General features: G+C 61.9%; 21 protein-coding genes and 2 pseudogenes. 14 read left to right on the top strand and 9 right to left on the bottom strand.

Annotation, left to right across the window (positions count from 1 at the left end; translation table 11 throughout):
• Window positions 1-67: 67 nt before the first annotated feature.
• A complete protein-coding gene (locus B5525_RS13955) occupies window positions 68-556 on the bottom strand; it encodes a MarR family winged helix-turn-helix transcriptional regulator (protein ID WP_079566523.1) in 489 nt (162 codons plus the stop codon).
• Window positions 557-793: 237 nt separating this feature from the next.
• Here B5525_RS13955 and gstA point away from each other — a divergent pair, with 237 nt between their 5' ends.
• Window positions 794-1,408 carry a glutathione transferase GstA gene (gstA, locus tag B5525_RS13950; protein WP_079566522.1) on the top strand — a complete coding sequence of 205 codons (615 nt, stop codon included), beginning with the start codon at window positions 794-796 and terminating at the stop codon, window positions 1,406-1,408.
• 196 nt (window positions 1,409-1,604) lie between these two features.
• Here the strand turns inward: gstA and B5525_RS13945 are convergent, their stop codons facing one another.
• From B5525_RS13945 to B5525_RS13930, 4 genes are all read right to left on the bottom strand, one after another.
• The gene (locus tag B5525_RS13945; RefSeq protein ID WP_079566521.1) at window positions 1,605-3,821 is read right to left on the bottom strand and encodes an FAD-dependent oxidoreductase; all 2,217 of its coding nucleotides are present in this window, start codon (window positions 3,819-3,821) and stop codon (window positions 1,605-1,607) included.
• A 149-nt stretch (window positions 3,822-3,970) separates the two neighbouring features.
• A complete protein-coding gene (locus B5525_RS13940) occupies window positions 3,971-5,179 on the bottom strand; it encodes an acetyl-CoA C-acetyltransferase (protein WP_079566520.1) in 1,209 nt (402 codons plus the stop codon).
• A gap of 92 nt (window positions 5,180-5,271) precedes the next feature.
• Window positions 5,272-7,062, bottom strand: a complete 1,791-nt coding sequence (locus B5525_RS13935) for an acyl-CoA dehydrogenase C-terminal domain-containing protein (RefSeq protein WP_079566519.1) — start codon at window positions 7,060-7,062, stop codon at window positions 5,272-5,274.
• Between the two features lie 124 nt (window positions 7,063-7,186).
• Window positions 7,187-7,612 carry a nuclear transport factor 2 family protein gene (locus B5525_RS13930; protein WP_172899870.1) on the bottom strand — a complete coding sequence of 142 codons (426 nt, stop codon included), beginning with the start codon at window positions 7,610-7,612 and terminating at the stop codon, window positions 7,187-7,189.
• Between the two features lie 135 nt (window positions 7,613-7,747).
• On the opposite strand from B5525_RS13930, the gene B5525_RS13925 reads away from it, so the two are divergent.
• From B5525_RS13925 to B5525_RS45335, 10 genes are all read left to right on the top strand, one after another.
• Window positions 7,748-8,347 (top strand): PadR family transcriptional regulator, encoded by a 600-nt coding sequence (locus B5525_RS13925; protein ID WP_079566518.1) that lies wholly within the window; start codon window positions 7,748-7,750, stop codon window positions 8,345-8,347.
• A gap of 234 nt (window positions 8,348-8,581) precedes the next feature.
• On the top strand, window positions 8,582-11,962 hold the full coding sequence (locus tag B5525_RS13920) for a tetratricopeptide repeat protein (protein ID WP_079566517.1): 3,381 nt from the start codon (window positions 8,582-8,584) through the stop codon (window positions 11,960-11,962).
• A 121-nt stretch (window positions 11,963-12,083) separates the two neighbouring features.
• A complete protein-coding gene (locus tag B5525_RS13915) occupies window positions 12,084-12,887 on the top strand; it encodes a hypothetical protein (protein WP_079566516.1) in 804 nt (267 codons plus the stop codon).
• A gap of 255 nt (window positions 12,888-13,142) precedes the next feature.
• On the top strand, window positions 13,143-14,069 hold the full coding sequence (locus tag B5525_RS13910; RefSeq protein WP_079566515.1) for a sulfite exporter TauE/SafE family protein: 927 nt from the start codon (window positions 13,143-13,145) through the stop codon (window positions 14,067-14,069).
• Window positions 14,066-14,857, top strand: a complete 792-nt coding sequence (locus B5525_RS13905) for a TIGR02186 family protein (RefSeq protein ID WP_079566514.1) — start codon at window positions 14,066-14,068, stop codon at window positions 14,855-14,857. Before B5525_RS13910 ends, B5525_RS13905 begins: the two co-directional genes overlap by 4 nt.
• Window positions 14,858-15,310: 453 nt before the next feature.
• The gene (locus B5525_RS13900; RefSeq protein ID WP_079566513.1) at window positions 15,311-16,531 is read left to right on the top strand and encodes an ABC transporter substrate-binding protein; all 1,221 of its coding nucleotides are present in this window, start codon (window positions 15,311-15,313) and stop codon (window positions 16,529-16,531) included.
• A gap of 489 nt (window positions 16,532-17,020) precedes the next feature.
• Window positions 17,021-17,206 (top strand): hypothetical protein, encoded by a 186-nt coding sequence (locus B5525_RS13890; RefSeq protein WP_079566511.1) that lies wholly within the window; start codon window positions 17,021-17,023, stop codon window positions 17,204-17,206.
• A 694-nt stretch (window positions 17,207-17,900) separates the two neighbouring features.
• Window positions 17,901-18,905 carry a dienelactone hydrolase family protein gene (locus B5525_RS13880; RefSeq protein ID WP_079566509.1) on the top strand — a complete coding sequence of 335 codons (1,005 nt, stop codon included), beginning with the start codon at window positions 17,901-17,903 and terminating at the stop codon, window positions 18,903-18,905.
• A 707-nt stretch (window positions 18,906-19,612) separates the two neighbouring features.
• Window positions 19,613-19,891 carry a hypothetical protein gene (locus B5525_RS13870; protein ID WP_154073202.1) on the top strand — a complete coding sequence of 93 codons (279 nt, stop codon included), beginning with the start codon at window positions 19,613-19,615 and terminating at the stop codon, window positions 19,889-19,891.
• 442 nt (window positions 19,892-20,333) lie between these two features.
• Window positions 20,334-20,486, top strand: a complete 153-nt coding sequence (locus B5525_RS45335) for a hypothetical protein (RefSeq protein ID WP_172899774.1) — start codon at window positions 20,334-20,336, stop codon at window positions 20,484-20,486.
• 391 nt (window positions 20,487-20,877) lie between these two features.
• Here B5525_RS45335 and B5525_RS43860 read toward each other — a convergent pair whose 3' ends face one another.
• A complete protein-coding gene (locus B5525_RS43860; protein ID WP_154073201.1) occupies window positions 20,878-21,210 on the bottom strand; it encodes a hypothetical protein in 333 nt (110 codons plus the stop codon).
• Between the two features lie 242 nt (window positions 21,211-21,452).
• On the opposite strand from B5525_RS43860, the gene B5525_RS13860 reads away from it, so the two are divergent.
• From B5525_RS13860 to B5525_RS13845, 3 genes are all read left to right on the top strand, one after another.
• Window positions 21,453-21,671, top strand: a complete 219-nt coding sequence (locus B5525_RS13860; RefSeq protein ID WP_079566505.1) for a hypothetical protein — start codon at window positions 21,453-21,455, stop codon at window positions 21,669-21,671.
• Window positions 21,672-22,000: 329 nt separating this feature from the next.
• Window positions 22,001-22,918, top strand: coding sequence for an SDR family NAD(P)-dependent oxidoreductase (locus tag B5525_RS13850; RefSeq protein ID WP_079566503.1), 918 nt, complete (start codon window positions 22,001-22,003; stop codon window positions 22,916-22,918).
• Between the two features lie 320 nt (window positions 22,919-23,238).
• Window positions 23,239-23,967, top strand: a complete 729-nt coding sequence (locus B5525_RS13845; protein ID WP_079566502.1) for an SDR family oxidoreductase — start codon at window positions 23,239-23,241, stop codon at window positions 23,965-23,967.
• Window positions 23,968-23,990: 23 nt separating this feature from the next.
• Here the strand turns inward: B5525_RS13845 and B5525_RS46265 are convergent.
• The 3 genes and pseudogenes from B5525_RS46265 to pdeM form a co-directional block, all read right to left on the bottom strand.
• Window positions 23,991-24,100: pseudogene (locus B5525_RS46265) on the bottom strand (ligase-associated DNA damage response endonuclease PdeM); the annotation flags it as partial.
• Between the two features lie 150 nt (window positions 24,101-24,250).
• Window positions 24,251-24,663: pseudogene (locus tag B5525_RS13840) on the bottom strand (flagellar basal body rod protein FlgC).
• A gap of 244 nt (window positions 24,664-24,907) precedes the next feature.
• The gene (gene pdeM, locus B5525_RS13835) at window positions 24,908-25,600 is read right to left on the bottom strand and encodes a ligase-associated DNA damage response endonuclease PdeM (RefSeq protein ID WP_079566501.1); all 693 of its coding nucleotides are present in this window, start codon (window positions 25,598-25,600) and stop codon (window positions 24,908-24,910) included.
• Between the last annotated feature and the right edge of the window lie 7 nt (window positions 25,601-25,607).

Below are 25,607 nucleotides of genomic sequence, written 5' to 3'. Positions count from 1 at the left end.
GAATGCGCGCGGTGTCGGGAGTATCCCCGAACCGACCGGTCCGCGGATGCGAGAAGTACAAATAATATCATCGGGCGGGCGCGCCGTCTCTGGCGGCGAGCGCCTGCGTCTCGCCGCAAGAGCAGCCCAGCCGGTCGAGCAGGCCGCAGAGCTTGGCGGCGTCTGCATCGCACAGTTTCGAGCCAACGTGCTTTTCGATCGCGGCCGAATACGCGCCCCACATCTTCTTCTGCAGTTCGCGCCCGGCCTCGGTGATTTCGACGAACTGGCCGCGCTTGTCGATCTTGCATTCACGCCGCGCCGCCAGTCCTTCATCGACCAGCCGGTCGATCAGCCGCGAGGTCGAGTATTGCGGGATCAGCATCTGCTTTTCCAGCTCGACCGGGCGCATCTCGCCGGACGGCGCGCGCGACAGCTCGAGCAGCGCGTCATACCAGGCGAGCGGTGGAAAGCCGGCCTTCTTCAAATCCTGCTCGACGCAGTCCAGCACCCGGCTCTGGACCCGCATCAGGCGGATCCAGGCGGCGGTCGCCTCGGTCGATGGTTTGCGTTTCATGTCCCGGCCCGTAGATAACGCATACAGTGTAGCCTACTAAATGCAGCTGCATCAATCTTGACTATTTCATGCAGATGCATTTAGTCATCCGTTGGCGTTTTCGAGCGCAGCGGATACCGCTTCGCATGAAGAAAACGTAACGAAATCGAGATTTGGAGCCTGATCGGTTCTGGTCCGCTCAGGACCGGCCGGGCTCAAGCGCCCATAGCCAAATAGTCCAAGGGAAGGAAAATGCCAATGAAACTTTATTATTCGCCTGGAGCCTGTTCGCTTTCTCCCCATATCGCGCTGTGCGAAGCCGGCCTGCCCTACGATCTGGTCAAGGTCGATCTCAAGGCCAAGAAGCTCGAGAACGGCGACGACTACCTCAAGATCAATCCCAAGGGCCAGGTGCCGGCGCTGGCGCTGGACTCGGGCGAACTCGTCACCGAAGGCCCGGTTATCGTGCAGATAATCGCCGACCAGGTGGCGGCCAAGAACCTCGCGCCCGCCCGCGACAGCGCCGAGCGCTACAAACTGCTGGAGTGGCTCAACTTCATCACAGGCGAGCTTCACAAGAATTTCAGCCCGCTGTTCAATCCGGCGATCCCTGACGAGGTGAAGAACTTCTTCAAGGACCGCATCATGGGCAAATTCAAACATGCCGACAGCCAGCTTGCCGGCCGCGACTACCTGATGGGCAAGCAGTTCACGGTCGCCGACGGCTATCTCTACACCATGCTGCGGTGGGCCGACGGAAACAAACTGGACCTCTCCGGCCTGAAGAACCTGATGGCCTACAAGGACCGCGTCGCGGCGCGGCCGACGGTGCAGCAAGCACTCACCAGGGAAGGCCTGATGAAGGCGGCGTGAGGTTTTGCAGGTAGCGATAGACAAAAGGGCCGGATCGATGATCCGGCCCTTTCTTGTAGTCGTCATTCCGGGGCGATGCGAAGCATCGAACTACGATGTGCAATTGCACATCGGAGAATCTCGAGATTCCCCGATGCGCAATTGCGCATCTGAGGTCTGGTGCTAACGCACCATCCCGGAATGACGGATAAAGACCCTACGCCGCGGCGAGCTTCTTCGGCGGGAAGCGGCCGTAGAAGGTCTCGCCCTTGGCGGCCATTTCCTCGAGCAGTTTTGGCGGGGTGAAGCGCGAGCCGTATTTGGCTTCCAGTCTGTGGCAGAGATCGACGAACTTCTTGGTGCCCATGAAGTCGATATAGGACAGCGTGCCGCCGGTGAACGGTGCGAAGCCGAAGCCGAGGATCGAGCCGACATCGGCCTCGCGCATGTCGGTGATGACGTGATCCTCGACGGTGCGCGCGGCTTCCACCGCCTGCACGACCAGAAAGCGCTGCTTCAGTTCCTCGATGTCGAGGGTATCCGGGTCGAGATGCTCCGGCTGCAGGCCCGCCAGTCCCGCCCACAGGCTCTTCTGACCCTTGCCCTTCTCCGGATAATCGTAGAATCCCTTGCTGTTCTTGCGACCGAACCGGCCCTGTTTTTCCACCATCTCTACCATCAGCTTCTTCTGGTCCTGGTTGATGGCGTTCGGGCCGAGGTCGGCTTCGGTCGCCCTCATGATCTTCAGGCCGAGATCGAGCGCGACTTCGTCCGACAGCGACAGCGGTCCGACCGGCATGCCGGCCATCTTGGCGACGTTCTCGATCATCGCCGGCGGCACGCCTTCAAGGAACATCTCCGTGCCTTCGGCGATATAGCGCATGACGCAGCGGTTGGCGAAGAAGCCGCGGGAATCATTGACCACGATCGGCGTCTTGCCGATCAGGCGCACGTAATCGAGCGCGGTGGCGAGCGCCGTGTCATTGGTGTTCTTGCCGACGATGATTTCCACCAGCATCATCTTCTCGACCGGCGAGAAGAAGTGGATGCCGATGAACTTGCCCTGGTCCTTGAATTCTTCCGCCAGCGAATTGATCGGCAGTGTCGAGGTGTTGGAGGCAAAGATCGCGTCGCCCTTCAGCAGTGGCTGCGCCTTGGCGTAGGTCTCGGCCTTGACCTTGCGATCCTCGAACACCGCTTCGATGACGAGGTCACAGTCCTTCAGCACGGTGTAATCGGCGGTCGCGCTGATGCGGCCGAGGATCGTCTCACGATCGGTTTCCTTGGCGCGGCCCTTCTTGATGAGATCGTCGATCACGGATGCGGCGTGACCCTTGCCCTTGTCGGCGCTTTCCTGGTCGCGGTCGATCAGGACCACGTCGATGCCGGCGCGCGCCGAGACATAGCCGACGCTGGCGCCCATGAAGCCGGCGCCGATGACGGCAAGCTTTTTCACCTTCGTCGGCGGCACATTTGGCGGGCGCCGCGCACCCTTGTTCAGTTCCTGCATCGACAGGAACAGGCTGCGGATCATCGCGGCCGCTTCCTTGGAGCGCAGGATCTGGGTGAAGTAACGCGATTCGACGCGCAAAGCGGCGTCGATCGGCAATTGCAGGCCTTCATAGACGCAGCTCATGATGGCGCGCGCCGCCGGATAATTGTCGTAGGTCTCGCGGCGATAGATCGCGTTGCCGGCCGGGAACATCATCATGCCGGCCTTGGAAAACACCGGACCGCCCGGCAGCTTGAAACCCTTCTCATCCCAGGGTGCCACCGCCTTGCCGCCGCCCTTGATCCAGTCTTTTGCCGCCTTGATCAGGTCGGTGGCGGGAACGATGGTGTCGACCAGCTTCAGCGCCTTGGCCTTGTCGAGATTGATCGCCTCGCCCTTGAGCAGGAGTTGCATGGCGTCCTGCGGCTGCACGATGCGCGGCACGCGCTGGGTGCCGCCGGCGCCGGGGAAAAGCCCGACCTTGATCTCGGGAAGGCCAAGGCGCGTTTTGGGATTCTGCGCGGCGACGCGGTAGTGGCAGGCCAGCGTCAGTTCAAAACCGCCGCCCAGCGCCAGGCCGTTGATCGCGGCGGCCCAAGGCTTGCCCGAGGTTTCGATATTGCGGAACACCTGCGAGAACCTGCGGCTCTGATCGAACAGCACCTGGTTGGCGGCGACTTCGCCCTTGGCTTTCAACATATCGGCGTACTGATGGCTCATACCCTCGAGCATCGACAGATCGGCGCCCGCGCATAGAGCTTCCTTGCCCGAGGTGATGACGACGCCCTTCACCGCGGCGTCGGCGGAGGTCTGCTTCACGATTTCCTCGAGCTCGGTGACGGAGGTTTCGTCGAGCACGTTCATCGAGCGGCCCGGGGTGTCCCAGGTCACCAGCACGATGCCGTCGGCATCGGTTTCCAGCTTGAAATTCTTGAAGGCCATGTTGGTCGCTCCCTCGATGCCGACAGCCCCTGGGCGCGGCGGTTGTCTCTGAAATCGTAGGGTGGGTTAGCGAAGCGTAACCCACCATTCCCAATGCTGCGATGTCGGCGGGTTACGCCTTCGGCTAACCCACCCTACGGCTCTGCGCGTTAAACCCGCTCGATGATGGTCGCGGTGCCCATGCCGCCGCCGATGCACAGCGTGATCAGGGCGGTCGACTTGTTGGTGCGCTCGAGTTCGTCGAGCACGGTGCCGAGGATCATCGCACCTGTCGCACCCAAGGGATGGCCGAGCGCGATCGCGCCGCCATTGACGTTGATCTGGGCGGGGTCGATGTCGAAGGCCTGCATGTAGCGCAGCACCACCGAGGCGAAGGCTTCGTTGAGCTCGAACAGATCGATGTCCGATTTCTTCATGCCCGAACGCTCGAACAGCTTTTCGGTGACGTCGACCGGGCCGGTCAGCATCATCGCCGGCTCCGAGCCGATATTGGCGAAGGCGCGGATCTTCGCGCGCGCCTTCAGGCCGTGTTTCTTGCCGGCTGCTTGGCTGCCGAGCAGCACCGCGCCGGCGCCGTCGACGATTCCCGAGGAATTGCCGGCGTGATGGACGTAGTTGATGCGCTCGATTTCCGGATGCGACTGGATCGCCACCGCATCGAAGCCGCCCATCTGTCCCATCGCCACGAAGGACGGCTGCAACTGGCCGAGCGACTGCATGGTCGTGGTCGGGCGCATATGCTCGTCCTTGGCCAGGATGGTCAGCCCGTTGACGTCCTTGACCGGGACGACCGAATTCTTGAAGCGGCCCTCGTCCCAGGCCTTCGCCGCGCGCTGCTGGCTCTGCACCGCATAGGCGTCGACGTCGTCGCGCGAGAAGCCGTATTTGGTCGCGATCAGGTCGGCGGAGACGCCCTGCGGCATGAAATAGGTCGGCACCGCGATCGAGGGATCCATCGGCCAGGCGCCGCCGGAGGCGCCGATGCCGACGCGGCTCATCGATTCGGCGCCGCCGCCGATGGTGAGTTCATGCTGGCCGCTCATGATCTGGGCCGCGGCGAAATTCACGGCATCCAGGCCCGACGCGCAGAAGCGGCTGATCTGGATGCCGGGGACGGCTTCGCCGAGGCCGGCGTTCATGGCCGCGAAGCGCGCGATGTCGGAGCCGGCCTCGCCGACCGGATCGACCACGCCGAGGATGACGTCGTCGACCACGTCTTCGGCCAGATTGTTGCGCTCCTTCAGCGCCCTCAGCGGTGCGGTGGCCAGCGCCACCGCGGTCACCTCATGCAGCGCGCCATCGGGCTTGCCGCGGCCGCGCGGGGTGCGAACGTGATCGTAGATGAATGCCTCAGGCATGACGCCCTCCTGGTATGAGGATCATAATATATAGGCGGATTGGCGAAGATGTCGCGGGTTGGTTTTCGGGCCTTGAAGAAGAATTTCTCCGATCAGAACGCTTCCGCGGCCAATTCCATGGTGGTCGCGCATCCGGTCTGGATGCGCGCGAGGTGAACCGTCGTTTCCGGCAGCATGCGCTCCATGAAGAAACGGCCGGTCACGAGCTTGGTGGTCAGATAGGGCGTGGCGCCGCTGCCTGCAATCTTGTCCACTGCGACTTTCGCCATCCGCGCCCACATATAGGCGAAGGTGACGAGGCCGAACAGCTGCATGTAATCGGTGGCGGCGGCACCGGCATTGTCGGGCTTCATCATCGCATTCTGCATCAGCCAGGTGGTCGCCTGCTGCAGATGACCGAGTGCGGCGCTCATCGGCGCGACATAGGGCTTCATCGCCTCGTCGCCGCCGTGCTCCTTGGCGAAGCCCGCGACCTCGCCGAAGAAAGCCATCACCGCCCGGCCGCCGTCGCGCGGCAGCTTGCGGCCGACCAGATCCAGCGCCTGGATACCGTTGGCGCCCTCATAGATCATGGCGATGCGGGCGTCGCGCACGAACTGCTCCATGCCCTGTTCGGCGATGTAACCGTGCCCGCCATACATCTGCTGCGCCAGCACCGCATTGGAAAATCCGACATCGGTGAGAACGCCCTTCATGACCGGCGTCATCAGGCCCATGTGATCGTCGGCCTCCTGGCGGTCCTTGGGATCGCTGGAGCGGTGGGCGACGTCGCTCTTCAGCGCCGTCCACACCACCATGGCGCGCGCCGCCTCGTTGAAGGCGCGGATGGTGAGCAGCGTGCGGCGGACATCGGGATGCACGATGATCGGATCGGCCGGCTTGTCCGGCGCCTTCGGCCCCGACAGCGAGCGGCCCTGCAGGCGGTCGCGGGCATAGGCCACCGCGTTCTGGTAAGCGACTTCGGACTGCGCCAGTCCCTGCACCGCAACGCCGAGCCGGGCCTCGTTCATCATCACGAACATGCCCTGCATGCCCTTGCTTTCCTCACCGATCAGCCAGCCGGTGGCGCCGTCATAATTCATCACGCAGGTCGAATTGCCGTGGATGCCCATCTTGTGCTCGATCGAGCCACAGGTGACGCCGTTGCGGGCGCCCAGCGAACCGTCGGCATTGACCAGGATTTTCGGAACGACAAACAGCGACACACCCTTGATACCGGCGGGCGCGCCCTCGATGCGGGCCAGCACCAGATGGATGATGTTGTCTGCCAGATCGTGCTCGCCGGCGGAGATGAAGATCTTGGTGCCGGTAATTTTGTAGCTGCCGTCGGCCTGCTTGGCCGCCTTGGTGCGCAACAGGCCGAGATCCGTGCCGCATTGCGGCTCGGTGAGGTTCATGGTGCCGGTCCATTCGCCGGCCACCATCTTCGGCACGAACATCTTCTTCTGTTCGGGCTTGCCATGCACCATCAGCGCGGCGGTGGCACCCATGGTCAGGCCGCCATACATCGAAAACGCCATGTTGGCCGAGCACTGGAATTCGTTGACCGCCTGGCTCAGCGTCACCGGCAGGCCCTGCCCGCCATATTCCGCCGGCGCGGACAAGCCCAGCCAGCCGCCTTCGGCGACCTGCTTGTAGGCTTCCTTGAAGCCTTTCGGCGTCGTCACGCTACCGTCGTCATGCCGGGTGCAGCCTTCGAGATCGCCGGTGCGATTGAGTGGCTGCAGCACTTCCTCAGCGAGTTTGGCGGCCTCGCCCAAAATCGCCTCCCGCACGTCGGCGGAGGCATCGCTGAAGCCGGGAAGATTGTCGTAGCGGTCGATCTGAAACACGTCGTTGAGCAGGAAATTCACGTCTTCGACTGGGGCTTTGTAAATTGGCATGATGTCCTCCCGGCTGGCTGGCGGCTCCTTTAGGGGAGTTCATCCAGCGCAGCAATTACTCAGTTCCTGAAATGGACCTTAACCGGTTCCGGCGGTCCGACGCATTCCTTAAGTCAGTTCGGTATCACGTCGGCGGCTGCGACCTTGCGCCGCCGGTATCGCCTTGCGTCATCGCCAATTGCTCGCCCATCAGCCGATGCAGCAGGTTGATCGCCTTGAGCGGACGCACCATCACCTTGAAATGCGTGATGCGGCCGTCGTCGCTGAAGGTGATGATGTCGACGCCGTTGATGGTGATGCCGTCGATTGCTTTTTCGAACTCGAGCACCGCGCCGGTCGCGCTGCGCCATTCGCCGACATAGGCGAAGCCCGGACCGCCCAGCACCTTTTCCGCGCTCGACAGATATTTGAAGGTGATGTCGCGGCCGCGTTGCGGCGTGTGAACGACGGGGCTTTCGAACACCGCGTCCGGATGCAGCAGATCCCACAGCGCCGCACGGTCATGGGACTTCATGTAGCCGTACCATTTGTCGAGGCCGGTCATGCTCATCGGACGTCTCGTGTGGCTGAAAACGCGTTCGGACGGGTGCAGGGGCAGTCATCGGTCAAAACGATATGCACATTGACGCATATGCGCCTTTATGCATAAAGTCAAGGATGGAGCTTCGCAAGAGGAGGCCGCGTCGTGGCGCTGGGTGACGCAATCCTTGCCTGCCTGACCGAACGTCCGATGACGGGCTATGAGCTTGCCAAGACGTTCGATTCGTCGATCGGGTTCTTCTGGAAAGCCAATCATCAGCAGATCTACCGCGAACTCTCGCGGCTGCGGGACCGTGGCCATGTCCAGGGCCGCGAAGTCGTGCAGTCGGGCAAGCCCAACAAGCTGGTCTATACGCTCACCGGCGAGGGCCGGGCTGCGCTGAAGCACTGGGCGGCGAAGCCGAGCATCCCGCCGTCGATCAAGGACGATCTGCTGGTGCGGCTATGCGCGCTCGACAGTATCGACATCGAACCCTTGCGCGCCGACCTGATGGCGCGGCAGGAATACCACCGCGACCGTTCCGCCCGCTACGAACGCATCCTCAACAAACTTTTTCCTCATGGCGCCGCCTCGCCCGCCGACACCGGCAAACTGCTCGGCCTTCGCATCGGGCTGCGCCACGAGCGTCTGGTGGCGGAGTGGTGCGAAGAGGCGCTCGATGCCTTGTCCGCCGCCAGTCGGACGAATGTCGTGCCGCTCGACGAGAGCCAGCGCGACAACAACGGACGAGCCGACGCATCCTGACGAATTAGGACGGCGCGGGGCCGGCGTATTGCCCGGGCCGGAATGCCGTCGATTCGGCGCCTCGCCAACTTTACTTCTCGGCAACTCAAATCCTTAACCCGTTATTTACCGTAAGGGGAAAAAGTCAGGATCTGAGGCAGACGACCTGCGCGGATTCCGCTTGTCTTTCGAGCGGGACGCGCGGGGAGGCTGAAGGCGCAGGTGGAGCGCCGAAGTCTGGAACCGGACGGAAGCATGAATTCGCGCGTATCGTGGAGTGTTGAAGGCATCGATCCGTCCGTCCGCGAGAGGGCCGAGGCCGCCGCGCGGCGCGCCGGCATGTCGCTGAACGACTGGCTCAATTCCACCATCGGCGATTCCGCGCCTCCGAATTTCCGCAGCCCCCCCGAGCAGCACTTCGTGGTGCCGAGCCAGGAAAGCCGCGATGTCGCCGATATCCATCAGCGGCTGGATTCGATCACCCGCCAGATCGAACAGATTTCGCAACCCAGACCGCGCAGCGATATGCCGCGCAGCGATACTCTGCGCAACGAAATGCCGCGCGGCGACGCGCCGCGCAACGACGCCGCCCCCCGCAGCGAGCAGGGCGTCGCCAGGCAGTTGAACGACGCGATCTCGCGCCTCGACGCGCGGCTGTCGCAGATCTCGAACCCGCAACCGCCGCGGCAGGCCCCCCAGGACAAGCAGCGCCAGACCGAGATGGTCGAGCGCGCCGCCGCCCAGGTCTATCGTCCCTCGCCGCCGCTCAGCCCGGCCTCGTTCGATTTCGCGATCGCGGAAATCGCCGCGCGCCAGAATGAGCTCGATGCGCCGGCGCCGCGACAGATGCCGCCGCGCAGCGCGCCGCCGATTGCACCCCTGATGGCGCCCGCGATGGCGCCGGCCCCGATGGCACCGGCCCCGATGGCACCGGCAGCGCCTCCGAGCCCGGATTTTTCCTCGCTCGAACGCCATCTGCTCAAGATCACCAGCCAGATCGAGGCGCTGCAGCGCCCCGACGGGATCGAGCAATCGATCGCCGCGTTCCGCAGCGAACTCACGGAGATCCGCCAGGCCATCACCGAGGCGATGCCGCGCCGGGCGATCGAATCGATCGAAAACGAAATCCGCTCGCTGTCCCGCCGCATCGACGAGACCCGCCAGAACGGCATCGACGCCAACGCGCTTTCCGGCATCGAACGGGCGTTGAGCGAAATTCGCGAAGTGCTGCGTTCGCTGATGCCGGCGGAGCAACTGGCCGGCTATGACGAGGCGATCCGCAATCTCGGCACCAAACTCGACCTGATCCTGCGCAGCAATGACGATCCCTCCACGGTGCAGCAGCTCGAAGGCGCCATCGCAGCACTTCGCGCCATCGTTTCCAATGTCGCTTCCAACGACGCGCTGGCCCGGCTCAGCGACGACGTACACACGCTGTCGTCCAAGGTCGACCATCTGTCCCGCGCCGGCGACAACAGCGATTCCTTCGCGATCCTCGAACAGCGCATCGCGGCGCTGACCTCGACGCTGGAAAGCCGCGAACGCCCGGCGCCGGCCGAAAACACCGACCAGATCGAAGGCGCGCTGCGGGCGCTGTCCGACCGCATCGACCGCCTGCCGGTCGGCACCGACAACGCCTCCGCCTTCGCCCATCTTGAGCAGCGCGTGTCCTATCTGCTCGAGCGGCTGGAAGCCCTGGCCGATCAGCGCCCCTCGGTCGACCTCGGACGGGTCGAGGACGGGCTGCATGACATTCTGCGCCATCTGGAAAACCAGAATACGACCGTCTCCGCGCTGGCGCAGAGCAGCCGCGACGCAGCCGAGCCCGCTGACAAGGGCCTGATCGATCTCGTCAAGCGCGAATTGTCCGACATCCGCTTCAGCCAGACGGAAACAGGCCGCCACACCCAGGATTCGCTCGAGGCCGTCCACAATACGCTCGGCCATGTAGTCGACCGGCTGGCGATGATCGAAGGCGACCTGCGCGCGGTCCGCACCCAGCCCACCGCACCCCCGCCGGAAGCAGCCGCCCCGCAGGCAGCCGCCGCTCGCGTCGCACCGCCGCCGCAGCCCAAACCCGAATTGCCCAACCCCGCCGCGGCACAGGAACACTTCACCGCGGCGCCCCGCGAATTCCAGGCCGCGCCACCGCCGGTACCGGCCGTGACCATCGCGGCGCCGCGCGCCATCAGCGAGATCCTCGAGCCGCACACGCAGACGCGCACCCCGATCGAGCCGAGCCTGCCGCCCGACCATCCGCTCGAACCGGGTACTCGGCCGACCGGCCGCACCGCGTCGCCGTCGGAGCGCATCGCAGCTTCCGAAAGCGCCATCAGCGAGATTCCGGCCGCCGCCCTGAAGAGCGGCGAAAAGGTCAGCACCTCGAGCTTCATCGCCGCCGCCCGCCGCGCCGCGCAGGCCGCCGCGGCCGCGCAACCCGCTGACGGCAAGGCCGGCCGAGGCTCGATCAGGACCACCGCCGGCGACAAGGCCAAGGAGGGATCGACGATCACCTCCAAGATCCGCTCGCTTCTGGTCGCCGCGAGCGTGGTCGTGATCGTGCTTGGCACCTTCAAGTTGGGGATGTCGCTGCTCGATGGCGGCAGCGCGCCGCCGACTGCCGCGATCGAGCATTCGAGCGAGTCACCGGCCGCGGCGCAGCCGCCCGCGGAAGACAGCGCCAGGCCGGTGGTGCCGGATCCGGTGACGCCCTCGATGACTTCGCCGACCCCGATCGGCCGGCAATCGCTCAACAGCGCCGCGCCGAGCAGCCCCGACGGCGCCTCGGTCGCGATCCCGCAAAGCCCGGGCTCGCCGGTCACGTCCAACGATATCACCGGCGCGATCCCGGCTGCGCAGCCGTCCTCGGCCGGCCGAAAGCTCGGTCAGGTGCAGGTCCCGCCGAGCGAGAACTTGCCGGATGGCATCGGCGGTCCAATGCTGCGCGCGGCCGCGTTGAAGGGCGATCCCACCGCGGCCTACGAGGTCGGCGTGCGTTTCGCCGAAGGCAAGGGCGTGGCGCAGAATTTCGACGAAGCCGCCAAATGGTACGACCGCGCGGCCCAGGCCCGCGTAGTGCCGGCGATCTTCAGGCTCGGGACTTTCTACGAGAAGGGCCTGAGTGTGAAGAAGGACATCGATATCGCGCGGCGTTATTACCTGCAGGCCGCCGAGCGCGGCAACGCCAAGGCGATGCACAATCTGGCCGTGCTTGACGCCGATGGCGGCGGCAATGGCGCCAACTACAAGAGCGCCTCGCAATGGTTCCGCAAGGCCGCCGATCGCGGCGTCGCCGACAGCCAGTTCAACCTCGGCATCCTCTATGCCCGTGGCATCGGGGTCGAACAGAACCTCGCCGAATCCTTCAAATGGTTCAGCCTGGCGGCGGCGCAGGGCGATGCGGATGCCGCGCGCAAACGCGACGATGTCGCCAAGCGGCTCGATCCTCAATCGCTGGCCGCGGCCAAGCTGGCGCTCCAGACCTTCACGGCCGAACCCCAGCCCGACGACGCCATCAACGTGGCAAGTCCGGCCGGCGGATGGGACGCGGCGCCGGGGCCGGCACAGGTCCAGGGTAAACCCGTCAAGCCCGCGGCCAAGCCGGTTGCGACCAAGCGAACCGCCTCCGCCCATTGACGCATCCGGCGGTATCGCCGTCATATTCCTCCTCGACAATGCCGCATAGACAGGCTCGTCATTGACTGCGCGCGCCCGGAGGCTCGACGTCCGGGACAACTCGAGTTGCCGAGAGGATCATTTGTCTTTCGATGATCGTCAGGACGGAAGCGGCGAATTCCAGAGGTCCCCGACCGGGCCCCGGGTCGCACCGCCGCGCAGGCCGGCCGGGCCGCCCGCGGCGCCGCCACCCCGACCCACCCGAAGCAGGCGGCCTCTGTGGTCGGCCGTGCTCTTTATGCTCGTGGCGAGCGGCATCGGCATCCGCGCCTACCGGGACCTGTCGAGGCCGGAGGCCTGGGCCTATTGGAGAGATCAGTATTTCGCCCCGAGCATGACGTCATCGCCGGTTGCAAATGCCGACATCGATGGTGAAGGCCGCGGCCGGCCGGCCTTGTTCATCAGGGGGAAGATCGGCGCCGCCGCCGCAGGCTGGTTCCGCGACAGGCTCGATGAAGCCCATCTCGCACCCGGCGACACCATAGTGATGTCCTCTCCGGGCGGCGATCTGAACCAGGCCATGATCATCGGCGAAATCATTCGCTCGCGCGGATTGGACACCGCCGTCGGCGTCGTCGACGGCTCCGGCCAGGTCAGGCCTTCCTATTGCGCGAGCGCCTGCGTACTGGTCTACGCCGGCGGCAAGAGCCGTTACGGCATCGAAGGCTCGAAGCTCGGGGTCCATCGGTTTGTGACATCCGTGCCCGGGCACGACCCCGTCGCCGAGACCCAGCGGACCACGGGAGTGGTCCTGAGCTATATGACCAGGATGGGGGTCTCCTCTTCGGTGGTGGAGGCCATGTCCGAAACCAGCGACATCCGCTGGCTCGGCGTCAGGGAAGCCGCGGCGATGAAGCTCGTCACTGAGCCTGCCCGGACGCCTTGAGCCAGACACGTTGATCTGGCTCGTTAATCTGAATTATTCACCCCATCCGAAGCTGCGCGGCGGGCCGCGTCAAAATAGCCCGCTGGCAGCGGATTCTTTAGTCCCTCCCGGAAGCGAATTCGGTTATGCAGGGGGTGTCGATCCGCGTTCGCGCGCGCTTGTCGTGCAAACCGAATCCCACTTGTTCGATTTTTAGCACCAAGCCGAACGCGGTCCCGGCCGGGCGCACGGCTCAATCAAAAAAAGCGGACGCGCGTGCAGCTGTACCTCCCGATCGCCGACCTGCCGGTCAACGTTTTCCTCATCCTGGCGATGGGCGCGGCGGTGGGTTTCGTGTCGGGCATGTTCGGGATCGGCGGCGGGTTTCTGATGACGCCGCTCCTGATCTTCATCGGCATCGCGCCCGCGGTCGCGGTCGCCTCCGTCGCTAGCCACATCGCGGCCTCGTCGTTTTCCGGCGCGCTGTCCTACTGGCGCCGCCGCGCCATCGATCCGGCGCTGGCCATGGTGCTGCTGAGCGGCGGCACCGTTGGCACCATGCTCGGCGTCTGGACCTTCACGCTGTTGCGCTCGCTCGGCCAGCTCGACCTGATGATCGCGCTGTCCTATGTGGTGCTTCTGAGCAGCGTCGGCGGACTGATGTTCTGGGAGGGGCTGCGCGCGCTGTTGCGCGTTCGCCGCGGCGTGGCGGTGCCGTTGCGCCGCTCGGGAAGCCATGGCTGGATTCATGGCCTGCCGCTGAAGATGCGCTTCAAGCGCTCCAAGATCTATCTGTCGGTGATTCCGGTGATCGTGGTCGGCACCATCATCGGCTTTATCGGCGCGGTGATGGGCGTCGGCGGCGGCTTCATCCTGGTCCCGATCATGATCTATCTGTTGCGGGTGCCAACTGCGACCGTGATCGGCACCTCGATGGTGCTGACGCTGGTCACCATGCTGTTCGCCACCCTGTTGCACGCCGTCACCAACCATCTGGTCGACGCCGTGCTGGCGCTGATCCTGATGGTCGGCGGTGTCACCGGCGCGCAGTTCGGCGCCCGCGCCGGCCAGAAGATCCGCGGCGAACATCTGCGGCTGTTGCTGGGACTGTTGGTGCTCGCGGTCGGAATCCGCTTTGCGATCGAGCTCGTGATCCGGCCCGACGATCTCTTCACCATCCGGGAAACCGGAGGCGCCGGATGAGCGGGCGCGCCTCACTCGCTGCCGTCGTCGCCGCGCTGGTGCTGGGCGCGCTTTTGCCGGCACCGCCGGCGCGCGCGGAGCGGCTGATCGTGTCGGTGTCCAACCACCGGGTCACGGTGACGCCGAATTATTCCGGCGAAGAGCTGGTGCTGTTCGGCTCGGTCGAGAAGGACGCCGCGACGCCCGCGACCCGCAACGCCTACGATCTCGTGGTGACCGTGAGCGGGCCGCGCGCGGACATGGTGACGCGCCGCAAGGAACGCAAATTCGGCATCTGGATCAACACCGACTACCGGCAATTCCTGCAGGTGCCGACCTATCTCGCGCTGTTTGCCAACCGGCCGTTCGACGCCATCGCGTCGCCCGAGGTCGAACGGCGCCAGCAGCTCGGCCTCAACAATGTGCTGCTGACCCAGCGCGTCGGGCCCGATTACGCCGACGTGGTGCCCAACGACGCGTTCCGCAGCGCCTTCGTGCGACTGCGCCGCGAACACGGCCTCTACCGCGAGGATACAAGCGCGGTCACCTTCCTGACGCCGACGCTGTTTCGCACCGGCATCCCGCTTCCGGCCGAAGTGCCGATCGGCACCTATGACGTCGAGATCAAGCTGTTTTCCGACGGCGCGCTGGTGACCAAGACCGACACCGCGTTCGAAATCGTCAAGGTGGGATTCGAACAGTTCGTCGCCACCACCGCGCGCCAGAACGGCCTGATCTATGGCCTAGTCACCGCCTGCATGGCGCTGATGACCGGCTGGATCGCCTCGATCGTGTTCAGGAAGGATTGATTCGGGAAATCCTCATCCTGCGGAGTCGTGAGTATATCTCGGACCTCATCCCCGCGTAACGGCTTCGCCGTTATCGCGGCGGGAGCGGCCCCTTGGCCGCGTCTCGAAGGATGGATGTTCGCACGTCAGCCTTGCCTGGTTTGTTATGCTCGGGCCGCCCCTTCCCAGCATTCTATTGCTGGAAGGACAGGAGCACGGCCGGACCATCCCATTACCGGACATTGAGTCTGTTCAGCTTTTTGACATCGTTTGTGACCATTTTTCATTCGTTGCCCGGCAGCAAAGTGCTAGGCTTTACGTATTGAACAAGGGTGATCTTGCGGGAGGCACATACGGCGGCGTGAGTTCATCATGCTTCGTGGCGGTGCAGCGCTGTGCGTCACCGATCGTCGCGCGCGAGCCCAACTATCCCATCGTCAGCAAGCGATGGGCTTTTGTAATTGAGTTGATCCGATGCAAACGTGGGTCCTAAAGCTCGTCGCGATTGTCTTGGCACTCACTTCATTGAGCGCGATCTCCGAGCGAGTGCGCGTACATGGCGTGACCGACACTGAAATTCGTATCGGCAATCTCATGCCCTATAGTGGAAATTTGGAGGTCTTCGGGGCGATTGGGAAAGCCGAAGCAGCGTATTTTGAGATGATCAACGAGCGCGGCGGGATTAGCGGCCGTAAGGTGCAGTTTATCTCATATGATGACAAATCCAATCCGGTGATCGCCCTAGAGCTTACGCGCCGTCTTATCGAAGAAGACGACGTCTCGTTGATGTTCGGCTCTTTCGGTACTCCGGGCAACTTTGCCGTTCGCACATACTTGAATGAAAGGCAAATTCCTCAACTTTTTATCGCCTCCGGAGACGATCATCTGAGCGATCCATCGATGTTTCCGTGGACAATGGGTTGGCAGCCCTCATTTCGGGAAGAGGGGCGCATTTACGCCAACTATATACAGGCGTTCTACCCTAGAAGCAGGATTGTAGCTCTTTGGCAGAACGATCAAGTCGGTCGGGAAATAATCAAGGGGTTGGAGGACGGGCTCGGTAACGTCGCCCGTATGATCAGGGTCGATATCGCGTACGATATGGCAGATGAGCATCTGGACACGCACGTATCGATCTTGAAGCAATCAGGAGCCGAGATTTTGGTATTTGCGGGAGCGCCTGAAAACGCAGCAAAAGTACTCCAAATAGCGGCGGAGTTAAATTGGCACCCTCTGTTCATTTTTAGCCATATGGCTTCATCGATTGCGACGGCGCTAAGGCCTGCTGGCTTGGAGAATGCTGTGGGCGTGATGACAGCCGCCTTCTTGAAGGATGCAAATGATCCAGCTTGGAAGGACGAACAAGCCAAAAAGGACTGGCAGTCATTTGTTGACAAATATAGTCGGGCCGGAGGCAAAGACGACGGCGCCGCCGTCTTCGGCTACGCGGCCGCCGAGACACTGGTGCAAGTGCTCAAGCAGTGCGGCAATGACCTGTCTCGCGAGAACGTCATGAAGCAAGCCGCGGCCCTTAAGGACTACCAAGGCTCCGTTTTGCTACCTGGGATCAAAATCAGCACGGGACCTTGGAATTTTCGGCCGATCAAACACCTGCGGCTAATTCAATTCGATGGCCGCACGTGGCAACCAATCGGTGATGTCCTCGAAACGGCTTTCTCCAACGTCGACCGGTAGCTGAAAGCCCACCGAGGCCGCCGCCTTCAGTTTTTCCAGATCAGTTTCGAGAAAATGGTTGGCGACGATCAGCGCCTTGACCGCCTCGCGAGCGTCACCGCCACAGGCCGCGACAGCCTGATCGGCGGGCGCCTCTAGCTGGTCGGTGTCGGATTGTGGGTTGGGGGCTGATGACATTCTGGCAAACTCATCGGCAGATTGGGACGTCAGGGAGAATGTTCACTTTTTGTTTCCATGTCAATTTCGGTGCTGGCCCCTTTCCATCCCTCGGATAAGTGACTGGTCCGTTTTGATTTTTGTGGTGGTCCTTTTGGTTGATGAGAACTCCGTATAACTCCGGAATGTCGTCTTAGCGACATAGAAACGTTTCGGGATCCGGTGTGTATGTGTTGCCCTAAATCCGCTATGATCACTTTTATACATTCCGCCCGGAACGATCTCCCCCATTCAGCGTCAAGCGTTCGCGCTGAGAAACCACGGGGAAAATCAGTGATCGGCAAACCGTACTTCGTGCGTCAAGCCGCGATCGTGTTTGGGATCGCCAAGGCAACCAAGGACCCCAAGATTTCCGCCGCTCTAATGGACAAGGCGGCTGATCTTAAATCGAAAGTTGACGAACCGGCCGCGACGCTCGATATAACGCCGCCGGACATTGAGCCGCCACCCGCGACATGACGCAAGTCGGATTGTACGGTCGCAGCGCTCGGCGTCACCAAATGATTGAGCAGTTCACTTCCCCGCAGGTATTCATCCGACGCCATAAAGCGTCCAAGATTTGCGACGTCGTGGTTTCAGTTCGGGGCCAAGAGATAATCCTCCGCTGTCCGGACTATTCTCAGGCACTCAAATGGGCTCGTTTGGAATGCAAGTCTTACAAAATTTCGGAGCCCGAGATTGAAGCACCCATTTCAGAGTCTGAGATTGAGCCACGTATTCCAGAGCCCGAGATTGAACCGCTTAGCGGGCTGGACGACGACGAAGAGCTGCCGTTATTTTTGCGCTCTCCCCGAAACAATTGAGGTCATTGGGCTGTAAAGCAGCCGCAGGCGGCAGCTTTACAGAGCACGCAAAAGTAGAGTAGTTTTTCACGACGGGATATGCCGCAATCACCGTCCGGTCGGTAACGTGGGTGCCTTCGGCAGGCATTTGTTTTTGAAGCACGCCGCCTTTTTTGTCGGCCGAACTATCATCTCCGAAAAACGCAACTCATCGACGCGCGCGAGGCGGGCGCATCGTTAAGCTTTCCATCAATTAGGGGCACCGTGAAGCGCATTCTGACGTCGAACGGAATGAAGCGCTTCCGGCCTATTCCGCCGCATCGACGCACGTGACCACGTTTAGTCTGTCCCAATAACCAAGGGAGGCCCACATGATGAACGTAGCCGTTGTTAGGTCAAGATTCGTCGGGGCGACAGCTTGGGCGATCATGTTATCGGCCTGCGCGTTGCAAACGCAGTCAGCCAGTGCCGAAACCTTCGTCAGAACGCAAATACATTCAATTCCAACAGTTACGCTGACCCCGAAACAGTTCCTAACGGGCGATCAGAACGGCAAGCCGGCCGTGGTGGCTGGCGCGCTGCGAATCCCTGGACCACCGGCTGCGATTGATAAGCTTCCTGCCGTCATCCTGGTCCCCGGCGTAGGTGGACCTGACGCGTCGCACGATCGTTGGGCGGAGGAGCTCAACAGTATTGGCATTGCTGTGTTCATCCTTGACCCCTATGCCGGTCGCGGCGCCTTCTCCATCAACGAGAGGGCGCAGTTAGGCCAACGGACCATGATTGTGGACTCCTATCGTGCTCTTGCGTTGCTCGCTGAGAACCCGCTCGTTGATCCCGCCCGGATCGCGGTCATGGGATTTTCCCTCGGGGGCGGTGCCGGGCTGTATTCGAGCAATGAGCGGTTCAGGAAAATCTACGGCCCGAGCACGACCCAATTCGCGGCGCATATCGCGCTCTACTCGGGTTGCGATTTGATCTATCACGACGATACTAAGACGACCGGCAAGCCAATACGGTTGTTTCACGGCGCTGCAGACGATTGGGTCTCAATTGTGCCCTGCCGGTCCTACGTCGAACGCCTAAAGAAAGCAGGCGCGGATGTCACGCTTACGGAATTTGCCGACGCTTACCACGCTTACGACGTTTCGTATTTCGCGACGCCGGTCACATTACCTAACGCACCGACTATACGGAATTGCTCCCTTGAGGAGGGAGAGAACGGCGAAATCCTTGACAGTAAGACTGGTAAGCCTTTCGATGGTCAGAACCCGTGCATCGAAAAAGGCGTTCACATCGGCTATAATGACGCCGCTTACCAGGCAACGCTCAAAGCCGCGAAAGACTTTATGAGGGCGACCTTTAATATCAAATAGCTTAACGCGGGTATGACGGACCTCGGCGCCAAATGCAAAGGTCTGCGAGCCTCGGCGGAACAAGCTTTTTTCACTTGCAGCCTGAGATGAACAAATACCCAGAGCGAGGGCATATGATCCAAAAAGCACCCGCAGTGCCGCAGCGGGTTTTGCTTCCTCCCGAAGGGTCTGAGTGGTCATGTTTTCTATTGGAGCAACAGGTGCGGAATGTAGGCCGGCCAAAATGAACCCAGTAGTGCAAATATGGAAGAAAGCTGGGCTACCAGCACCAAAAAACTCGCTCCCTTGGGGGATCAAGCCTTGACAAGCTGAATTTCTAAGGTGAGCATATAACCATGCCGTGGGCATATACTCACAGGAACTAGCTGGAAGGAGTTGGCTCGTTGGCATCGACGTTGGAGCGGCTCCTCGGGCCGACAGCGCCGGATCGCATACCCACTAAGGGAGCGCGCTAGGTCCAAGCAGACCAAACCGAGCATCGTATTTGTCCACGGGATTTGGGCCGATGGCTCGTCATTCAGCAAATTGATCCCCACCCTTCAGGCGGAGGGACACGACGTGATCGCCGCCCACTACGGCCTCCGCGTGATCGGTTCCTGATCGATTTTGAGAGACCGTCGCGCGGGCGTCTCCTACACTCAACACCTCTACGGTTGAGGAGATTTGTCATGCTAATGGTTCAACACTTGCTCCGGCCGGAGGGAATTGTGAGCGACGCGAAGGGCCAAGTGCCATTGCAGAGCTCGGCGGCGGCGGAATTCGTGCGCACCTATAATGCCCAAGCCCACGAGATCGTCGACGCGATGACGGCGGCGGTCACTAGCGCAGAGGCTGGGCTAAACTGGCTGCGCGCTGAACCGCCAGATCTGGAGGAAGTCCGAAAGCTGCTCAATTTTATCGCTAGCGACGGTAAGCGAGCAGCCGAAATCATCATTCGACTTCAAGCGCTCATTGAGCAGGTGCCCACAGCGGATGCTGCCCTTTAATCCTTGACCGATTTTGCCTTCTGGCACTTTTCGGGTAGCTCTCGGGAAAAGTGCCAGCGCCGGTTCTTGGAGGAAACATAACGGGGGACTCGCACCCACTGTAAAACCTCGCTGGCGGTTGGTGTTGTTTTTTCCGCACGACCACCCACTGCGCGCGCCGGGAGGGGAATGAACCGACCCTTCCCCGGAAATGTGTCCGGGGAAACAACTGGGTTCGAATGGAGGATGCAAAAATCTAACGTTTCCATGCGACATCCGGTACCGCGCGCCGTCTCAGTCGGAGACCGCACCGGCGCAAGACGAATAACCGGATAAAGTTATGATGACGAGCGCCGCTCTGCATGTGAGATGCGCCGGGACCAGAGAACGCAGATCATGGAAAACTTCATTCATGACGAGAACCTCAAATTGTTCCGTAAGCGTCTGGCTCGGAGGCGACGACTTGGCGACGACCGCGTGCTTAATCAGCAAGCTCATCGCGGAAGAGGAAGCGAAGATCTGGGACTTTTCGGACCTGACGTTTGCGTTCGGTGATGTCTGTTGGTCGGGCAGCGCCGAGGCTGAAGCGGTTGGGGCTAGCCGTAACGAGAGCTGACGTTACGACCCGAGATGGCTCTGAAGGCCTCAAGCGATGACGCCACTCACTACCGGCAAGATCGAGAGGGCGCATGACCCTCAGTCGGTGTCGGATGTATGGTCCATAAAGCACATCGCGCCGCCGATAATAGCTCTTGGCAATCGCTCGGATAGCAGAGACAAGGGCAACCCAAAAAAATGCTTCAAATATCATTTGTGTGGCCAATTAGATCGACATGTGAAATTGGCGATTTACAAAAGTCAGCAGCAGCAAGGCGATGAGATCGCATCGCTACTCGTAGCATTCGGATCGCGAAATTTTTGATAGCGGTCGCGAAACGACTGATAATTCTCCGTGCTGAAGCACTACTTATGTTCTTGGCAACCTCAGACTGCCGCCTTTATCGACGTCAATTGATCGTTGCGAATAACCACTGTGTAGCAGCCACAACTTGAACTTTGATTGCGGCAAAATAAGACATGACGGCCTTGTCGCGATGGTTCCAGACATGGAACTCAACGTCCCGCTCTTGAACCTCCGCGCCGCTTTTGCCGACACAACGATACTGGGGGATTGCAATTTTCAGTTCTGGTGCTTCGCCACCAAGCAAGTATTTAGCTTGGTGGTGTTGTGCGTGTTCCTTACAGGCAGGAACTGATCGCGCTTGATCGCATTTGCTTATTCGGCAGGCACTATCGGAGATTGAATGCCGCGCTGATTTTTTGACGAAGAAAACGTTCACCGGCTGATCGATCCCGCTGGCCTTGACTGCCGCGATGATCAGTAAGCTACTGATCAGGCTGTCATCATAGCCCGACAGATCGCAACGGATCTGCTGGAAATTGCCGAGGGTCGTCGCGTCGCCATCCTAGACGGTGAAAGGCGCAAGATTGGGAAGCTCCCAGTCAGTCGAACCTTCATCCAGGACAGACTTAGTATAATGCTGAACCGCACAAGCCTCATGGGCGTAATGGAGGATTTTCAATGTCCAACGTGTTCGTCGAAGCACGGCCTAAGGGTAAAGCTGAAGGACAGCCGATCACAGATTTCGTCGTTGAAGACCACGCGGATCACGTGCTGGCAACATTCAAAACGCAAAAGGAGGCAATCGACTGGGCTAAAAGGAACGGCCATTCTCCGCACGTAGCGCGCGTTCGCCATCTGAACGATAAGAAGAAACCCGATCAATGGCGGCTCGTCTGAATTCTCGCCCAAGAAGCGCGGGTACGCCCCACCGGTGCGCATGCGGGCGATAACGCCGTATCCGTGGACGCATCCTGACGATCATGATCGGCGGTAGGTGGCCTCTGATCAGGGTGACGCCCAGTCTGTTCCAGAAGCCGTTTCGCTGCGATTGGATCGGCGGTGTCAACACCGTCCGTAAAGCGATCGTAGATCAGCCGGAGGCACGCAACGGCATCGGCGGATCGACCCCGATCACGCAGCAGGCAGGCGAGACTCGTCGCAGCGCGCACTCCCAAAACAAATTTTAACCGACGGAGCGCACGTAAACTGCTATCTTCGTCGGAACAATGACGCGGTTCACCACCCACTTTGGATTCCAATCGACGGCGGCGGAAGTCATCGCGGGCGTCGACCTGACCGGGCGAAAAGCGATCGTCACTGGCGGCGCGGCGGGTGTCGGTGCTGAGACCGTGCGTGCCTTGGCCGGTGCAGGCGCCGCCGTGACGATGGCCGTGCGGCGCGTGGATGTCGCCGAACCGGTCGCGACCGAACTACGCCGGTCGGCGGGCAACCAGGCCATCGACATCAAGGCCCTTGATCTGTCGGATCTCAGGTCCGTCAAGGCTTTCACCGATGCCTGGGAGGGCCCACTCGACATCCTGGTCAACAACGCCGGTATCATGGCGGTGCCGGAGCTCGAAAAGACGCCGCAGGGCTTCGAACTTCAGTTCGGCACCAACTTCCTTGGACACTTCGCGCTCACCATCGGTTTGCACACGGCCCTTGCTGCAGCTAACGGCGCTCGAGTCGTATCGGTGAGCTCCACCGGCCATCTGTTCTCGCCGGTGATTTTCGATGATCTGAATTTCGACTTCGTTCCGTACACGCCAATTGGTGCCTACGGCCAGTCCAAGACTGCTGACGCGCTCTTGGCCGTCGGAATCACGCAGCGTTGGGCAGATGACGGCATTCGCTCCAATACGCTCCACCCGGGAGCAATTGCGACGGGGCTGCAGAAGTATACGGGTGGCCTCAAGACGCCTCCCGATCGGCGTAAGACACCGGAGCAAGGTGCCTCGACGTCGGTGTTGCTGGCAGCATCGCCTCTTCTTGAGGGCATCAGCGGTCTCTACTTCGAGGACTGCAACGAGGCGCAGCAGGTCACAAAACGGCCCAGCGACTTCACGGGCGGGTATGCTGGATATGCACTCGATCTGGAGAACGCCGAACGGCTCTGGAATTTATCCATGAAGCTGATTTCGTAGAAATTGGTACCGGGTGGCCTCGCGACCAGCCAGCGTGGCGATCGCCGTCAATGTTCGCTTGGCAGCCAATAGCTGCCCTGCCCGCGAGGCCGTCTTTTGACCCGGACATTCGGTCGACGAAGGACCGCCAGGGCGGAGCTTGATATCCGAACATCCGCCAAAGGGGGGCGCGCGCTCGCCGTCGCTGGCAAGACACCGCCGCTCCAATGCGTGCGGCGGCGAACGCCGCCAAACGCCACGCCCTCCTTTGTCCCCGACAACCCCGCCCGGGATTGCTATACTGCGCCGCGTGTTGTGGTGACCCGGCAAGGCGGAGAGCTATGGCGAGAGAATTGGAAGGCAAGGTTGCCGCCGTGACCGGGGCTGCGTCGGGCATCGGATTGGCTAGTACCGAGGCGATGTTGGCCGCAGGGTCGCGCGTGGTGATGGTCGACCGCGACGAGGCAGCGCTGAAGGCGCTCTGCGCCAAGCACGGCGACGCCGCGATCGCGGTGGTCATCGACCTGCTCGACCCGGCGGACTGCGCTACGTTGCTGCCCAGGGTTTTGCAGAAGGCTGGCAAACTCGACATCTTGCATGCAAATGCGGGTACCTACGTTGGCGGCGACCTGGTCGATGCCGACACTGGGGATATCGACCGGATGCTGAACTTGAATGTCAACGTCGTGATGAAGAATGTGCACGACGTGCTGCCTCACATGATCGAGCGCCGGACCGGCGATATCATCGTCACGAGTTCCCTGGCGGCCCATTTTCCGACGCCATGGGAGCCGGTCTATGCGTCGTCCAAGTGGGCAATCAACTGCTTTGTCCAGACGGTACGACGCCAAGTCTTCAAGCACGGCATTCGCGTGGGCTCTATCTCACCCGGACCGGTCATCAGCGCACTGCTCGCGGACTGGCCGCCTGAGAAGCTGAAGGAAGCCAGGGAGTCGGGAAGCCTGCTGGAGGCCAGCGAAGTGGCGAACGTGGTGATGTTCATGTTGACGCGACCACGCGGCATGACAATTCGCGACGTGGTTATGCTGCCCACCAATTTCGATCTCTAGGGAGCACCTCATTCGAAAGGCACAAAACACCGCCGCTCCATCGCGCGGCGCGCGTCGATACGCGCGCCTTTGGGTGCAGATGGCCGGCAATTTCACCGGCCGCGCCGTTCGGCTGGTGCCGAAATGCGACCGGCCGATGATGGGGTTAGGCAGAGGCGAGCAACCTTGAAAATGTCTGTTAACCGGGGCGGGCCGGAAGTGGTCGGCGCCTCGTCAAGCCGACGCGATTGAGCCGGAGCGGTCATCGGGGAGCGAGCAGCCCAACCCCGTCCTGTGCCTGGCCTCACGCCGTGATGTTGAGCAGCGTCTTGGCCATGCGGTCGACCGCCTTCATCACCGTCGCATTGGCGGTAAAACTGTAGCTTGCAATCATCTGGCCGAGCATCTCCTGGGAGAGGTCGACATTGGGCGCGGCGACGAGGCCATTCTGGTTGGCGAAGGGCGCCTGCGGATCGGAGACGGCGGTCGTGGACGGCGTAACCGTCGTGACGGCCGTCTGGGTACCCCCGCCGGCGCTCGCGGTCTGGACAAGCTCGAGCGGTGCATAGGCTCGTGGCGCGCCCCGGCCGGCACCGTGCCATCAGCGTTGGGAAGCGCGCCCGTGCTCATGACATTGGCGACGTTCGAGGCGGAGACCTCGAGGCGGCGGGCCGCCGCGTTCATGCCGGACAGTGCGATCGTGGAGATGCTGCTCATCGAGGGCTCGTCGGACAGATGGTCCAGCCACCACTTAATGCGCGCGCTCAATAAGCAAGCTTCAATGCCAGCCCCCGAATTCCGGCGGTGGGGACAACGGGTCGTTTACCATTCGGCTGGGGCCGTAATGCAGATTTCGGCCAATCTCAGCGCGTCCATCCTTCGAGGCGCGGCCAAGTGGCCGTTCCTCCAGCGATAACGCCGAAGCCGTTACGCGGGGATGAGGCCGCTGGATGGGCGACCATCAATGGCAGCGCGACGCGGCGATGGCGTGCAGGCGGTTGTCGCCGAGCACGTGCGCGACAAAACCCAGCGTCTGGAATATTTTTGCAAACGCCGCGTCACGGATGCTCAGGCCTCCGGTATAGGCGCCGAACGCCGGCATCACCGCGCGCTCGCCGTCGCTGGCAAAACACCGCCGCTCCATCGAGCGGCCGCGCGTCGACAGCCGCGCCTTGGGGTGCAGATGGCCGGCGATTTCACCCGCTGCGCCGGTCGGCTCGTGCCGGAACGCGATCGGCCCGATCGCGACTTCACTCGCGACCACACCGCCGAGATCGGCCGGCAACGCTGGATCGTGATTGCCCGATATCCAGATCCAGTCGCGGCGGACCTGCAGGCCCGCGATGGCGTCGCGGTCGGATGCGGAGAGCCGGCCGTGGGCGTCGCGGTCATGAAAACTGTCGCCGAGCGCGATCACCATGCGCGGGTCATGCCGCGCGATCACGGCGCTCAGGCGTCCGAGCGTTGCCGCGGTATCGTAGGGCGGCAGCAGCACGCCCCGCGTGGCGAAACTCGAACCTTTTTCCAGATGCAGGTCGGAGACGACGAGCAGCCGCTGTTCTTCCCAGAACAGCGCGCCGGAGAGATCGGCGATGAACGTCACGCCCGCGACATCGACGGTAGCAGCGCGCGAAGGGGCTATTTCTTCGTCCAAAGATTCC

Origin of the sequence: Bradyrhizobium erythrophlei, assembly GCF_900129505.1 — a bacterium.
Lineage (GTDB): Bacteria > Pseudomonadota > Alphaproteobacteria > Rhizobiales > Xanthobacteraceae > Bradyrhizobium > Bradyrhizobium erythrophlei_D.
The sequence above is the reverse complement of the archived record's forward strand: the minus strand, read 5'-3'. Positions and strand labels throughout refer to the sequence as shown.